The 13,186-nt window shown below is 71.9% G+C and carries 13 protein-coding genes; 6 read left to right on the top strand and 7 right to left on the bottom strand.

Annotated features, from left to right (window positions below; all coding sequences use genetic code 11):
• Positions 1–92: 92 nt before the first annotated feature.
• Positions 93–1,523 (bottom strand): NAD(P)/FAD-dependent oxidoreductase, encoded by a 1,431-nt coding sequence (locus tag ABZ707_RS27405; RefSeq protein WP_360179940.1) that lies wholly within the window; start codon positions 1,521–1,523, stop codon positions 93–95.
• Between the two features lie 124 nt (positions 1,524–1,647).
• Here ABZ707_RS27405 and trxA point away from each other — a divergent pair, with 124 nt between their 5' ends.
• Positions 1,648–2,064, top strand: a complete 417-nt coding sequence (gene trxA / locus ABZ707_RS27410; protein WP_360179942.1) for a thioredoxin — start codon at positions 1,648–1,650, stop codon at positions 2,062–2,064.
• A 162-nt stretch (positions 2,065–2,226) separates the two neighbouring features.
• On the opposite strand, the gene ABZ707_RS27415 is transcribed toward trxA, so the two are convergent.
• Both ABZ707_RS27415 and ABZ707_RS27420 read right to left on the bottom strand, forming a co-directional pair.
• Entirely contained in the window at positions 2,227–3,417 is a 1,191-nt protein-coding gene (locus ABZ707_RS27415) for a thiolase family protein (RefSeq protein WP_360179944.1), read from the bottom strand.
• 185 nt (positions 3,418–3,602) lie between these two features.
• Positions 3,603–3,872 (bottom strand): hypothetical protein, encoded by a 270-nt coding sequence (locus ABZ707_RS27420; RefSeq protein ID WP_360179946.1) that lies wholly within the window; start codon positions 3,870–3,872, stop codon positions 3,603–3,605.
• Between the two features lie 124 nt (positions 3,873–3,996).
• Here ABZ707_RS27420 and ABZ707_RS27425 point away from each other — a divergent pair, with 124 nt between their 5' ends.
• A complete protein-coding gene (locus ABZ707_RS27425; protein WP_360179948.1) occupies positions 3,997–4,470 on the top strand; it encodes a type II toxin-antitoxin system PemK/MazF family toxin in 474 nt (157 codons plus the stop codon).
• A gap of 175 nt (positions 4,471–4,645) precedes the next feature.
• Here the strand turns inward: ABZ707_RS27425 and ABZ707_RS27430 are convergent, their stop codons facing one another.
• Positions 4,646–5,491: a TIGR02452 family protein gene (locus ABZ707_RS27430; RefSeq protein ID WP_360179950.1), complete on the bottom strand. Its 846-nt coding sequence runs from the start codon at positions 5,489–5,491 to the stop codon at positions 4,646–4,648.
• 171 nt (positions 5,492–5,662) lie between these two features.
• Here ABZ707_RS27430 and egtA point away from each other — a divergent pair, with 171 nt between their 5' ends.
• From egtA to egtD, 4 genes are read left to right on the top strand one after another with little or no spacing between them, the layout of a single operon-like run.
• On the top strand, positions 5,663–6,937 hold the full coding sequence (gene egtA / locus ABZ707_RS27435; protein WP_360179952.1) for an ergothioneine biosynthesis glutamate--cysteine ligase EgtA: 1,275 nt from the start codon (positions 5,663–5,665) through the stop codon (positions 6,935–6,937).
• A 41-nt stretch (positions 6,938–6,978) separates the two neighbouring features.
• Positions 6,979–8,274 carry an ergothioneine biosynthesis protein EgtB gene (gene egtB, locus ABZ707_RS27440; RefSeq protein WP_360180097.1) on the top strand — a complete coding sequence of 432 codons (1,296 nt, stop codon included), beginning with the start codon at positions 6,979–6,981 and terminating at the stop codon, positions 8,272–8,274.
• Positions 8,274–9,029, top strand: coding sequence for an ergothioneine biosynthesis protein EgtC (egtC, locus tag ABZ707_RS27445; protein ID WP_360179954.1), 756 nt, complete (start codon positions 8,274–8,276; stop codon positions 9,027–9,029). Before egtB ends, egtC begins: the two co-directional genes overlap by 1 nt.
• Complete coding sequence (egtD, locus tag ABZ707_RS27450; RefSeq protein ID WP_360179956.1) at positions 9,026–9,988, top strand: L-histidine N(alpha)-methyltransferase; 963 nt, start codon at positions 9,026–9,028, stop codon at positions 9,986–9,988. Before egtC ends, egtD begins: the two co-directional genes overlap by 4 nt.
• Here the strand turns inward: egtD and ABZ707_RS27455 are convergent.
• The 3 genes from ABZ707_RS27455 to ABZ707_RS27465 all read right to left on the bottom strand — a co-directional run bounded on the left by ABZ707_RS27455 (position 9,883) and on the right by ABZ707_RS27465 (position 13,112).
• Entirely contained in the window at positions 9,883–10,845 is a 963-nt protein-coding gene (locus ABZ707_RS27455) for a lysophospholipid acyltransferase family protein (protein WP_360179958.1), read from the bottom strand. The two genes, egtD and ABZ707_RS27455, sit on opposite strands and share 106 nt — an antisense overlap.
• Entirely contained in the window at positions 10,842–11,651 is an 810-nt protein-coding gene (locus ABZ707_RS27460; protein ID WP_360179960.1) for a GNAT family N-acyltransferase, read from the bottom strand. Before ABZ707_RS27460 ends, ABZ707_RS27455 begins: the two co-directional genes overlap by 4 nt.
• A 210-nt stretch (positions 11,652–11,861) precedes the next feature.
• On the bottom strand, positions 11,862–13,112 hold the full coding sequence (locus ABZ707_RS27465; protein WP_360179962.1) for an extracellular solute-binding protein: 1,251 nt from the start codon (positions 13,110–13,112) through the stop codon (positions 11,862–11,864).
• Between the last annotated feature and the right edge of the window lie 74 nt (positions 13,113–13,186).

Consider the following 13,186-nt stretch of genomic DNA (forward strand, 5'->3'; position numbering starts at 1 on the left):
AGAGGGGCGGAAACCCGCCGGGCAACGACCGCATCCGTCATAGGCTCGTTCGATCACTCTCTCCGCCGTACCACACACCTCCGCCGTACGCCTCAGCCTCGATAGGTCTCCAGCAGTCGCAGCCACACCTCGCTGATCGTGGGGTACGCCGGAACGGCGTGCCAGAGGCGGTCGATGGGCACCTCGCCGACCACCGCGATCGTCGCGGAGTGGAGCATCTCCCCGGCGGCCGAGCCGACGAAGGTGACGCCGCGGAGGATCTCGCGGTCCAGGTCCACGATCATGCGTGCGTGGCCCGTGTAGCCCTCGGCGTAGAGGCTCGCGCCCGAGACGGCGCCCATGTCGTAGTCGACCGCGCGGACGCGGTGGCCCGCCGCCTCGGCCTCGGCGAGGGTGAGGCCGACCGAGGCGACCTCCGGATCGGTGAACACGACCTGCGTGACGGCGGCATGGTCCGCGGTGGCCGCGTGCGCTCCCCACCGGTCGCTCTCCAGTACGGGTACTCCCTGGGCCCTGGCGGCAATGGCGGCGCCCGCGATACGGGCCTGGTACTTGCCCTGGTGTGTGAGCAGCGCGCGGCGGTTGACGTCACCGACGCCGTAGAGCCAGGTGCTGCCCTCGACCCGGCAACTGTCGTCGACCGTGAGCCAGGAGCCGGGCTCCAGCCCGACCGACTCCATGCCGAGGTCGTCCGTGCGCGGGGCGCGACCGGTGGCGAAGAGCACCTCGTCGGCCTCGATCCGCTCGCCGTCCGCCAGCACGACGGTCACGGGTCCGGTCCCGCCGTCGCGTTCTACCGCGGCGACCGACGCCCCGGTACGGACCGTGGCGCCGGCTTCCCTCAGCGCCGCGACGACCAGATCACCGGCGAAAGGTTCCATCCGGGGCAGCGGACGGCTGCCCCGGACCAGCAGTGTGACCTCGGACCCGAGCGCGTGCCACGCGGTGGCCATCTCCACACCGACCACTCCCCCGCCGACGACCACGAGCCGTCCCGGGACATTCTGGGAGCTGGTCGCCTCACGGCTTGTCCAGGGCTTGGCATCGGCGAGTCCCGGCAGGTCGGGCAGCAGCGCCCGGCTGCCCGTGCACACGGCGACGGCGTGGCGGGCGGTCAGGGTCCGCTCGTCGCCCTCCGGACCCGTGACCGTCACCTTCTTCGTCCCGGCCAGCCGTCCCTGCCCCCGGTAGACGCGCGCGCCGATGCCGTCGAGCCACGCGACCTGGCCGTCGTCCTTCCAATGTGCCGCTATGTCGTCGCGGTGGGCCAGCACGGCCGAGGCGTCGAGCGGTCCCCGCACGGCCTGGCTCAGCCCCGGGACGCGGCGGGCCTCCGCACGCGCGATCGCCGGGCGCAGCAGCGCCTTGCTCGGCATACACGCCCAATACGAGCACTCGCCACCGACCAGCTCGCTCTCCACGACCGCCACGCTCAGCCCGGCGGCTCTGGCGCGGTCGGCCACGTTTTCCCCGACCGGTCCCGCGCCGAGCACCACAACGTCATATTCCATCGCTTCCGTCATGCGCTCAGTCTGGTGCGGGAGGGGTCGCATGGCCAGACGATCTTCGGGAATGGGCGAGGAATACCGAGTGGACACCGGCGGTTGTCGCAGTCGGCTCACCACGGAATGGGAAGAGGTAGCGGTCATGACCACCATGGAACTCACCAAGGAAAACTTCGACCGGACGGTGTCGGAGAACGACTTCATCCTGATCGATTTCTGGGCTTCCTGGTGCGGCCCCTGCCGCCAGTTCGCCCCGGTCTACGAGAAGGCCTCGGAGCGGCACGAGGATCTCGTATTCGCCAAGGTCGACACGGAGGCACAGCAGGAGCTGGCCGCCGCGTTCGACATCCGCTCGATCCCCACGCTGATGATCGTCCGGGACAATGTCGCGGTGTTCGCCCAGCCCGGCGCACTGCCCGAGGCGGCGCTGGAGGACGTGATCGGCCAGGCGCGCGCCCTGGACATGGACGAGGTCCGCAAGTCGGTCGAGGAGGCGGAGGCGAAGGCCAAGAGCGCCGGATCGGTCGGCGGAGCCGATGGCGCGGACGGCGCCGTCTGACCGGACGGACACGGTCCGGTGCGGCCCTCGCCGTACGACGGGCGCCGGGTACTGCCCGGCGCCGGGCCGGCGGGGTCGAGGCGCGCGGCATGCGGGCCGCCCGCCGCACCCGCCGCGGCGCCAACTCCGCGTAGGAGTCCAGCAGTCCGGGCGCATCTCCTCTCAGCGTTCGAGAACGAGCGCGAGGCCCTGTCCCACACCGATGCAGAGCGCCGCCAGGCCCGTCCCGGCTCCCGCCGCGGCGAGCTGATGGGCGACGGACCCGGCGAGGCGGGCACCGGAGGCGCCGAGCGGATGGCCGATGGCGATGGCGCCGCCGCGCGAGTTGACGACGGCCGGGTCGAGATCGGGCCACTCGGCGAGACAGCCCAGCGACTGCGCGGCGAAAGCCTCGTTGAGCTCGAATGCGGTCAGGTCGGCGAAGGTACGTCCGGCCTTGGCGAGGGCCCGCTGTACGGCGTCGACCGGGCCGAGGCCGAAGAGCTGCGGCTCGACACCGGTGACGGCGGAGGTACGGATCCGGGCGAGCGGCTCCCGGCCCGTCTCGCGCAGCCCGTCCTCGTCGGTGAGAAGCAGTGCGGCGGCGCCGTCGTTGAGCGGTGAGGCGTTCCCGGCCGTGACCGTCCCAGTGCCGTCGGTGCGGAACGCCGGTTTCAGCTTGGCCAGGGCCTCCATCGAGGTGCTGTCACGGACACACTCGTCGCGTGGGAGCTCCACATCGCCGTACTGGACCACCTCGCCGTCGTACAGACCGGCGGCCCACGCGGCGGCGGCCTTGCGGTGGCTGGCGAGGGCGAACGCGTCCTGCTGCTCGCGGGTGATCGCGTGCTTGTCGGCGATCAGTTCGGCGCCCTCCCCGAGCGGGACGGTCCATTCGGCGGGCATCTTCGGGTTGGTCATCCGCCAGCCCAGCGTGGTCGAGTGGAGCTGCTCGTGTCCGGCCGGATAGGCCCGCCCCGGCTTCTGGAGGACCCAGGGCGCCCGGGACATCGACTCCACACCGCCCGCCACGACGACCGACGCGTCACCGAGGGCGACGGCGCGGGCGGCTTGGATGACCGCTTCGAGCCCCGAGCCGCAGAGGCGGTTGACGGTCACACCCGGTACGGACACGGGCAGCCCGGCCAGCAGGACCGCCATCCGCGCGACATCGCGGTTGTCCTCCCCGGCGCCGTTCGCGTCACCGAAGACGACATCGCCGATCCTGGCCGGGTCGAGATCGGGGGTGCGCCCGACCAGCGACCGCAGGACATGGGCGGCGAGGTTGTCGGGCCGCACGGAAGCCAGGGCGCCCCCGAATCTGCCGATCGGGGTACGGACCGCGTCGACGATGTAGACGTCGCGAATGCTCATCGGGTCTCCGGCTCCTCTGCCACGGCGGCGACGTGGTGGTTCGCGTGGTGAACGATGGTTCACCACCGTCCGGGCCCGAGTCTCTGCCCGGCGCGGGACCCTGTCAACGGGCCTCCGGCGGCCGCCGTCACCGGGGCGGACCCGTGGGCGCGGGCCGCCGGCGGATCCGCGCGCCCCTCCCCCGGTCAGGCCGGCGGGGCGGGCACAACGCGGACCGACAGGCCGTAGTCCAGTTCCTCGCCGTCGATCAGCAGCGCCTCCACCGTGCGGGTCTCGGGATCGATGTCCGCCTCCACGCCATTGCCCGCGTAACGCGGGTAGCCGGACGAGCCGGTGTCACCGGTGGCTTCGACGAGGGCGGAGCGCAGGGCGTTCTCCGAGGCGGGCGGGCCCTCGTGGTCCTCGGTGAACTCGGCCACCAGCAGAATCTCGAAGCGGCGCGGAACGGTAGTCATAAGGCTGACGCTAACCAGGCCGGGGCGGCGGCGCACCTCGCCGCACCCTCGTCCCGGCGGGCTGCGGCGCCCGTACGGCGACCCGCTCCACGGGCCCGGCCGTGCGGGTTCTAACGTCTTGCGGATGACGTCCTTCATCGATGCCGGCAACGGCGGCACCCACCGCGACCTCGACTTTCCCGGCCGCAGCGGACCGACCGCCACAACCGAGGCAAAGCCCCGCGAGGTGGGCCCGGTCCGCACCTCGTACGCCCCGGAACACGACGGCGACCCCGATCCCGGCGAGATCGTCTGGACCTGGGTGCCCTACGAGGAGAACGACGGGCGCGGCAAGGACCGTCCCGTGCTGGTGGTGGCCCGTGAGGCGGCCGGCACACTGCTGGCCGTACAGCTCTCCAGCAAGCGCCATGCCCACGACCGGGAGTGGGTGCCGATCGGGGTGGGCCCCTGGGACCGGGCCGGCCGGGAGTCCTGGGTGGCCGTGGACCGGGTGCTGCGGGTCCACGAGAAGGGAATGCGGCGCGAGGCGTGTGCCCTGGACCGGGGCCGGTTCAATCTGGTGGTGAACCGGCTGAGGGAGCGCTACGGCTGGCAGTGAGCCGTCCCCGGCCGTGAACCCCGGCCGGCGCCTTCGCGCCACCGCCGGGGTTCGCGACGGGCCCGGGCCTGTCCGACGGGGCAGCCGGGGGCCGTTTCAAAAGTCCCGTCCGGTTCGCGGCGCCCGGCACATACGCTCGCCGCGTTGTGGTGGCCGCAGGCGTCAAAAACACGCCCTACGGCCCGATCCGCCCCGCGAAGACCTGGTGGAACGCTCCCAGCGTCGGCGCGCCGGCCGTCCGGTCCAGCACCGCGAAGACCACCTCGTCGAAGTGGTGCGCGAACCGTCCTTCGCCGGTGAGCGGCGTCCGGAACGCCTCCGCGACCCGCACCGGGTCGTTGCGGAAGACACCGCAGCCCCAGGCGCCCAGTACCAGTCGGCGGTAGCCGCGCTCCACCGCTGTCTCCAGCACTCGCTCGGCGCGTGCGGCCAGTGCGGCCGGGATCCGCGGCACGTCCTCCGGGGCGCGCTGCGCGATCACCCCCGCGTTCGGCGCGGGCGAGGTGAGAAAACCGACCTGGAACGGCGTGTCGAGCAGCCGGCCCCGGTCGTCGCGGAAGACCGGCACACCGGGCGAGTGAATCACCCGGTCGGTGTAGAACGGACTGGGATCCGCTCGGTGGTGCGCGTAGAACCCGGGCGCGCGCAGGAGGGTGACATACAGGGCGGAGGCCCGGCACAGCGCCTCCTCCTGGGCCTGGGCGCCATTGAGATATCCGCCGCCGGGATTGCGCGCGGAGGCGAAGTTGAGGACGGCCACCCTCTCCGGTCCGGCCGCCGTCAGCCGCCGGGCCGCCTCCAGACTGCTCTCGCCGGTCACCTCGACAATGGCGCCCGGGCGCGTCGTGCGGTCCGTGTCGGGGGTGACCGGCACCGGCTCGGGGCCGTACATCCCGGTCCCCGCCAGAGCCGCGTCGCGGGCCTCATGAATCGCCACGTCGCGGCCGTCCGGCGCACGGTACTTCCCCGTTCGGACGATCTCCTCAGTTTCCTTGGCGATGCCCCGCAACCGCGCGCTCATACGGGAATGCTGCGTGAACGATCTCATCCGGGGCAACCGCTTTTCTGACGAAATACTGACCGCAAGGGCACTCTTGTGCGAAGCAGCAAGAGTCCCGTTAGGTTGGACGGAGCGCTCCACTCCGACCCCCGGAGCGGAGTCGGTCACGGTCTTCGACAGGAGGATCCGGCCATGCCCACCGACAGTTTCAACGACGACGGACCAGTACTCGGCGAGAACGACGCCGAAGATCTTTTGCGTGGCATCTGTTTCAAGACGGGCCCGCCCAAAACCGTGGGTGTCGAACTGGAATGGCTCGTCCACGACCTGCACTCCCCCGAACGACCCGTCCCGGCCGGCCGTCTCAAAGAGGCATTCGACGGCCTGCGGACCCTGCGCCTGCGATCGGCGCTCACCTTCGAACCCGGCGGCCAGCTCGAACTCAGCTCGGCGCCCGCCGCGTCGCTGATGGAGTGCATCACCTCCACCGCCGCGGACCTCGACACCGTACGCCCGGCACTGCGTACGGCCGGACTCGCTCTCGCCGGTCTCGGACAGGATCCCTGGCACTCACCGGAACGGATGCTGCGCGAGCCGCGCTATGACGCCATGGAGGCATATCTCGACCGGATCGGTCCCGCGGGCCGCGCCATGATGCGGACCACCGCCTCCATCCAGGTCTGTCTGGACGCGGGCCACGAGGAGCCGGGACCCCTCGGCTACGGCAGACGCTGGCAACTCGCGCATCTGCTGGGCGCGGTGCTGGTGGCCGCGTTCGCCAACTCGCCGATACGGGAGGGCAGACAGACCGGCTGGCGCTCCACCCGGCAGGCGATGTGGGCGCAGTTGGACCCGGCCCGCACGTCCGCCCCGTCAGGACGGCGCGAGCCGCGTGCCGCCTGGGCCGCGTACGCCCTCGACGCGCCCGTCATGTGCGTCCGGGCCCCGGAGGGTCCCTGGACGGTGCCCGAGGGACTCACCTTCCGGGACTGGATCCGGTCAGGGCTGCCGCGGCCGCCACGCCTCGCCGATCTCGAATACCACCTCACCACGCTCTTTCCGCCCGTCCGGCCGCGCGGCCATCTGGAACTGCGGATGATCGACGCGCAGCGCGGAGAGGACGGGTGGATGGTGCCGCTCGCCGTCACCACGGCGCTGTTCGACGATCCGGCGGCCTCCGAGACCGTCTACCGCGCCGTCAAGACACTCGCCGAGACGGCGGGCTCCCGGCCGGCGCCGCGCAACCTGCTCTGGGTCAACGCCGCGCGGTACGGGCTGGCCGACCCCGAGCTGCACGCCGCCGCGACGGCCTGCTTCGCCGTCGCCATGGAAGCACTTCCACGCATGGGCGCTTCAACGGCCGTGCAGGAAGCGGTCGCCGCCTACAACGACCGCTATGTCCTGCCGGGCCGCTGTCCCGCCGACGATCTGCGCACGCCTGTGACCGGGAAGGACCTCCGCACATGACCGACACCGCCGAGACCGCCGAGACCGTCCGGGCCGCCGATATGACGGCCGATCAGCTCCGGCGGCGCGCGGTCGACGCACTGACGGCCGCGCGGGACCGCACCGCGCTGCTCACCTCCTGCGTCGACGACCACGATCTGACCGCGCAGCACTCGCCGTTGATGTCCCCGCTGGTCTGGGATCTGGCACACATAGGCAATCAGGAAGAACAGTGGCTGCTGCGGACAGTCGCGGGCCGCGACGCCGTCCGGCCCGAGATCGACTCGGTGTACGACGCCTTCGAGCATCCCCGGTCCGCACGGCCCACACTGCCACTGCTGCCGCCCGCCGAGGCACGGGCGTACGCCTCCGACATACGGGGCCGCGTCCTGGACGTCATCGAACGCACCCCCCTGCACGGCGGTCCGCTGCTGGACGCCGGCTTCGCGTTCGGCATGATCGCCCAGCACGAGCAGCAGCACGACGAGACGATGCTCATCACCCACCAGCTCCGCCAGGGGCCCGCCGCGCTGACCGCGCCACCGCCGCCGGTCGGCGACACCGCCGGGCTGCCCGCCGAAGTGCTCGTGCCGGCCGGGCCGTTCACCATGGGCACCTCGACCGAGCCCTGGGCGCTGGACAACGAACGCCCCGCACACCAGCGGCTCGTTCCCGCCTTCTTCATCGACACCGTGCCCGTGACCAACGGCGCCTATCAGCACTTCATGGACGACGGCGGCTACACGGACGAACGCTGGTGGGCCCCGGAGGGCTGGGCCCAGATCCGCGAGCACGGCATCGCAGCGCCGCTGTTCTGGCGGCGCGAGGGCGGGCAGTGGCTGCGCAGGCGCTTCGGAGCGGTGGAGCCGGTACCGGCGGACGAGCCGGTGCTCCATGTGAGCTGGTACGAGGCCGACGCGTACGCCCGCTGGGCGGGGCGGCGGCTGCCCAGCGAGGAGGAGTGGGAGAAGGCCGCCCGGCACGACCCGGTCTCCGGCCGGTCACTGCGCCACCCGTGGGGTGACGACGACCCCACTCCTGAGCGGGCCAATCTGGGCCAGCGCCATCTCCAGCCGGCCCCCGCCGGAAGTTATCCGCGCGGCGCCTCGCCGCTCGGCGTACGGCAGTTGATCGGAGACGTCTGGGAGTGGACGTCGAGTGACTTCCTGCCCTATCCGGGCTTTGTGTCCTTCCCGTACCGCGAGTACTCCGAGGTGTTCTTCGGCAGCGCGCACAAGGTGCTGCGCGGCGGCTCGTTCGCGGTGGACCCGGTGGCCTGCCGCGGCACGTTCCGCAACTGGGACCTGCCGGTCCGCCGTCAGATCTTCTCCGGTTTCCGTACCGCGAGGGATGTCTGATGTGCCGTCATATCGCTTTCCTGGGGCCGCCGTCGGCGCTCGGCGAGGTGCTGGTCGCGCCCGCGCACGCGCTGTACCGGCAGTCCTGGGCGCCGCGCCGGCAGCGGAACGGGACCGTCAACGCGGACGGTTTCGGTGTCGGCTGGTACGCGGAGGGCGATCCGTCGCCCGCGCGCTACCGGCGCGCCGGCCCGATCTGGGCCGACCTCGGCTTCACCGACCTGGCGCGGGTAATCCGTACCGGCGCCCTGCTCGCCGCGGTACGGGACGCGACCGCGCCGGGCGCGGACGGGGAGGCGGCCGCGGCGCCCTTCGCCGACGGCCCCTGGCTGTTCAGCCACAACGGCGCGGTGGGCGGCTGGCCGGGGAGTCTCGCGGCGCTGGCCGTGTCGCTCCCGCCGGAGGAACTGCTCTCCCTGTCCGCCCGCAATGACTCAGCGGTGGTGTGGGCGCTGCTGCTGCACCGGCTGCGGGCCGGCGACGAGCCGGGGCAGGCGCTGGCCGACACCGTTCTCGATGTCGCGACGGCCGCCCCGGCGTCCCGGCTCAATCTGCTGCTGACCGACGGCGACCGTATCGCGGCGACTGCCTGGGGGGACTCGCTGTGGTACCTGGCCGGCCCCGGCCACCGCTCCGTGGTGGCCTCGGAACCGTACGACGACGATCCGGACTGGCGCGAGGTCCCCGACCGCACCCTGCTGGTCGCGACCCGCACCGACGTATCGCTCACCCCCCTCAAGGAGCCACCCGCGTGAGCCCGTTCCTGTTGACCCGCACCCTGCCCGAGGACGCCACCGACGCCGCTCTGCGCGCCGATGTGCTCCAGGGGCTGACCCGTACCCCCAAGACACTGCCGCCGAAGTGGTTCTACGACGCCCGGGGCAGCGAACTGTTCGAGGAGATCACCCGGCTCCCCGAGTACTACCCGACCCGTGCCGAGCGGGAGATCCTGGTCGCCCGCGCGCCGGAGATCGCCGCGGCGACCGGCGCGCGCACCCTGGTCGAGCTCGGGTCCGGATCCTCGGAGAAGACCCGTCATCTGCTGGACGCGCTGACGGCGCTGCGCAGCTATGTGCCGGTGGATGTCAGCGAGAGCGCGCTGACCGGGGCCGCGGAGTCACTGCTCGCCGAGCGGCCAGGACTCCATGTGCACGCGCTGATCGCCGACTTCACCGAGTCGCTGGTACTGCCGGAGACCCCGGGGCCGCGGCTGGTCGCGTTCCTCGGCGGCACGATCGGCAATCTGTTGCCCGCAGAGCGCGCGGCCTTCCTGGCCTCGGTCCGGGCGCTGCTGGCGCCCGGCGACGCGCTGTTGCTCGGTACGGATCTGGTGAAGGACGAATCCGTACTGGTCAGGGCCTACGAGGACGCGGCCGGTGTGACGGCCGCGTTCAACAAGAACGTCCTGCTGGTCATCGACCGGGAACTGGGCGCCGATTTCGATCCGGGCGACTTCGACCATGTGGCGCTCTGGGATCCCGGGCACGAGTGGATCGAGATGCGGCTGAGGGCGCGCCGGGCGCTCACCGTGAAGGTCCGCGAACTCGATCTCGTGGCGCACTTCGAGGCCGGTGAGGAGGTCCGTACGGAGGTGTCGGCGAAGTTCCGTCAGGACGGCGTCCGGGCCGAGCTGGCCGGTGCCGGGATGGAGCTGACGCACTGGTGGACCGATGAGGCGGGCAGATTCGCGCTGTCGCTCGCGACGGCGGTCTGAGCGGCCGTGAGCCACTCCGCGTCCTGAGCCGCGGTGCTCCGGGCGGCGGCTGCCGCGCCCTGGACCATGGCGGTCCGGGCGGCATGGGCCAGTGCGCGGCGGTCGGTGTGGCGCCCGGCGGGGATCAGCGGCAGGACCGTGATCTCCGCCGTGAGCCCGCCGGCCGCCACGACCCGCCACAGCGAGGCGGGCAGGGTGTCGTCTCCGACGAAGGAGGGCGCTCCGGAGGGCCGGCCGTCCGCCGCGCGGTAGGTGATGCGTACCGGCCGGACGGCGGTGCCCGCGTCCAGCGCGGACTGGAAGACGGCCGAGGTGAACCGGCCGTGGTCCTGACCGCACCAGGTGCATGCCTCGGGGAAGACGATCACCCGTGATCCGGCGGAGAGCGCGGTGGCGAGGGTCCGTACGGTGCCCGGCAGGGCCCGCAGCCGCTCGCGCTCCACGAACAGCGTGCCGCCGCGGGCGGCCACCGCTCCCAGCACGGGCCAGCGGCCTATCTCGCTCTTGGCCAGCATCCGCCCCGGGAAGACAGCGGCGATCAGCGGTATGTCCAGCCAGGAGATGTGGTTGGCGACCACCAGTACGCCGGTCCCGCGGCCGGGCTCGGGCTCTCCGGCGAACCGTATGCTCACCCGCAGCCCGAAGCACCGGATCACCGTGTGCGCCCAGCGCCGGGTCAGCCGGTCCCGGGTGGCCGCGTTCAGCAGGGCGACGAGCGGTGTCAGTGACACTCCGGCCACTACGAGGGTGACCCCCGCCAGCAGCCGGCTCACCGCGACGAGCGGGCCGGTGGGCGCTCCGTGGTGGGTGGAACAGCCGCCCGGGGTGCAGGGCGCTGTGGGCAGCCAGCCGCTCATGCGGGCACCAGCGAGAGGAAGTGGCGCAGGTAGCGGGGGTTGGCGCGGTTCATGGACAGCAGCACATACAGGTCGGCCACGCCGAACTCCGGGTCGTGCGCGGGTGCGCCGCACACCCAGGCGCCGAGGCGCAGATAGCCGCGCAGCAGAGGCGGCAGTTCGGAGGAGGGTGCCGCGGCGGCGCTGGCGTCGGGCGTCCAGAGCCGGTGCGGGGTGACCCAGTACTCCTCGGGCGCCAGGTGCTTGTTCTTGACCGTGGCCCAGGTCGACGCCGCCAGGGCGCCGCCGTCGGCGAGCGGGACCGAGCAGCAGCCCGCGAGCCAGTTGTGTCCGCTGACGGTCATGTAGCGGGCGAGTCCCGCCCAGATCAGGGCGATCACTCCGCCGGTGCGGTGCAGCGGATGGACGCAGGAGCGGCCGACCTCGACCAGGTCGTGCCGGATCGGGCCGAGCCGGGTCAGGTCGAATTCGCTGTCGGAGTAGATCCGGCCGGCGGCGCGGGCGCGGTCGGGCGGCAGCAGCCGGTACGTCCCGACCACCTCGCCGGTGTTCTCCTCCCGGACCAGCAGATGGTCGCAGTACTCGTCGAAGGCGTCGATGTCGTACCCGGGCTCGGGTCCGTCGAGCCGGGCACCCAGCTCACCGGCGAAGACCAGATGCCGCAGCCGCTGCGCGGCCCGGATGTCCTGCTGGTCGCGGGCGAGCGAGACCACATAGCGGGGCTCGGCGTCGGCGCGGCCATGGCTGGAGAGGGGTGCGACGGATGAGGCGGGGGCGGCCAGCGGGGCGGGCGCGACGGTGGACATGGCAGACTCCTTTGCCGGTGGAAAAGCCGGGCGACCGGGGCGCGGCGCTGACGCGTCGGCCCGGCCCCTTGTTTCTTCCGTGAGCGGCTGGATTTGACATGACCACACGGCGGAGTGCGGATGTGAGACGGCTGAATGGCGGGGGCGGGGCGGCGGCCGGCCGCCGGCGGGCCCTGGACCCGTGCGGGCCTCGCCCGCCCGCCGTGGGGGTCAGCCGGAGGCCAGCTCGGCGCTGATGCGCTCGGAGGCGGCCCGCGCGGCCTCCTCCGGGTCCCTGCCCTCCAGGACGGCGGTCATGTAGGGCTTGATCGGGTTGTCCGCCTCGACATTCGCCCACTGCGAGGAGTTGGGGGTGGCCCGGCCGCGCGCCGCCCCCTCGGCCATCGCGGCCGTGCTCTCGTCACCGCGGACGACACCGGCGAGCGACGCCTTGTTCGGCACATAGCTCATGGTTCTGGCGAGTTCCGTCTGCCATTTCTCGCCCGCCAGCGCCTTCACCACCTCGACGGCCGCCGAGTGATGGCTGGAGTGCTTCGGCACGATCAGGTCGGAGCCGCCGGTGAAGACGGCTCCGGGCTTGTCGGCGGTCTTGCCCGGGATGGGGAAGAAGCCGAGCTTGCCCCGCAGCCCCGGGTTCTTCTCCTCGATGATCCGTGCCGAGCTGGGAGTGGCGACGATCTGGGCGACATCGCCCTGGGCGAAGACGTCCGCCTGTGGCGGCTTGGCCTCGTCGGAGTTCTTCGGGCCGTTGCCCAGCGACTGGAGGTCCTTGTAGAAGGCCATCCCCCTGAGCGCGGCGGGCGAGTCGATCGTGCCCCGCCATTCGCCACCGGTCTCGACCGCCAGTTCACCGCCCTCGTCCCAGATGAAGCCCGCGAGGGTGTACCAGTCCTGTCCCGCGAGATAGATGCCCTGGTTGCCGCCGCTGTTCAGTTCGGCGGTGTCCGCCAGCCACTGCTCACGGGTCTTGGGCGGCTCCTCGATCCCGGCGCGTGAGAAGAGCTCCTTGTTGTAGATCACGATCCGGTTGGCCGCGTACCAGGGGATGCCGAACTGCGCGCCCTTGATGCTGCCCGGCTGGGCGAGGCCCGGCAGCCAGTCCTCGCTGCCCAGGTCGCGTACCGACTCCAGGGTGAGATCCCGCAGGTTGCGGCTCTCCGCGTACTGGGCGACCTGGGTGTTGCCGACCTCGATGACATCCGGTGCGTCCTCGCTGTCGATCGCGGTCAGCACCTTCTCGCCGATTCCGGTCCATTCCTGGATCTTGATGTCCAGTTCCACGGAGGGGTGTTCGCTCTCGTACGCGCTCACAAAGCGCTTGAGGAAGTCGTCCGAGACGCTGTCCTTCATCAACCAGACAGTGACCGTGGTGGAGTTGATGCCGCCCGGCAGCGTTCCGCAGCCGCCGAGCGCGACGGAGGACACAAGGGCCAGGGTGCAGACGAAACAGCGGTTCTTCACGTAGGTCAACCTTCTGGCGTGTTGGCACGGAGAGGGAGCCCGACGTGGGGGAGCGAACGCGGTTCGCACCGGGT

It is taken from the genome of Streptomyces sp. NPDC006923, from assembly GCF_040635655.1.
In the GTDB taxonomy this organism is placed as follows: domain Bacteria; phylum Actinomycetota; class Actinomycetes; order Streptomycetales; family Streptomycetaceae; genus Streptomyces.

Bases quoted from the DNA above. Each gene is read 5' to 3' on its own strand.
- ABZ707_RS27455 (WP_360179958.1), bottom strand. From the start codon at position 10,845: ATGAGCGGCTGGCTGCCCACAGCGCCCTGCACCCCGGGCGGCTGTTCC.
- ABZ707_RS27425 (WP_360179948.1), top strand. From the start codon at position 3,997: ATGACGTCCTTCATCGATGCCGGCAACGGCGGCACCCACCGCGACCTC.
- egtC (WP_360179954.1), top strand. From the start codon at position 8,274: ATGTGCCGTCATATCGCTTTCCTGGGGCCGCCGTCGGCGCTCGGCGAG.
- ABZ707_RS27460 (WP_360179960.1), bottom strand. From the start codon at position 11,651: ATGTCCACCGTCGCGCCCGCCCCGCTGGCCGCCCCCGCCTCATCCGTC.
- ABZ707_RS27420 (WP_360179946.1), bottom strand. From the start codon at position 3,872: ATGACTACCGTTCCGCGCCGCTTCGAGATTCTGCTGGTGGCCGAGTTC.
- egtA (WP_360179952.1), top strand. From the start codon at position 5,663: ATGCCCACCGACAGTTTCAACGACGACGGACCAGTACTCGGCGAGAAC.
- egtB (WP_360180097.1), top strand. From the start codon at position 6,979: ATGACGGCCGATCAGCTCCGGCGGCGCGCGGTCGACGCACTGACGGCC.
- ABZ707_RS27430 (WP_360179950.1), bottom strand. From the start codon at position 5,491: ATGAGCGCGCGGTTGCGGGGCATCGCCAAGGAAACTGAGGAGATCGTC.
- ABZ707_RS27405 (WP_360179940.1), bottom strand. From the start codon at position 1,523: ATGACGGAAGCGATGGAATATGACGTTGTGGTGCTCGGCGCGGGACCG.
- trxA (WP_360179942.1), top strand. From the start codon at position 1,648: ATGACCACCATGGAACTCACCAAGGAAAACTTCGACCGGACGGTGTCG.
- ABZ707_RS27415 (WP_360179944.1), bottom strand. From the start codon at position 3,417: ATGAGCATTCGCGACGTCTACATCGTCGACGCGGTCCGTACCCCGATC.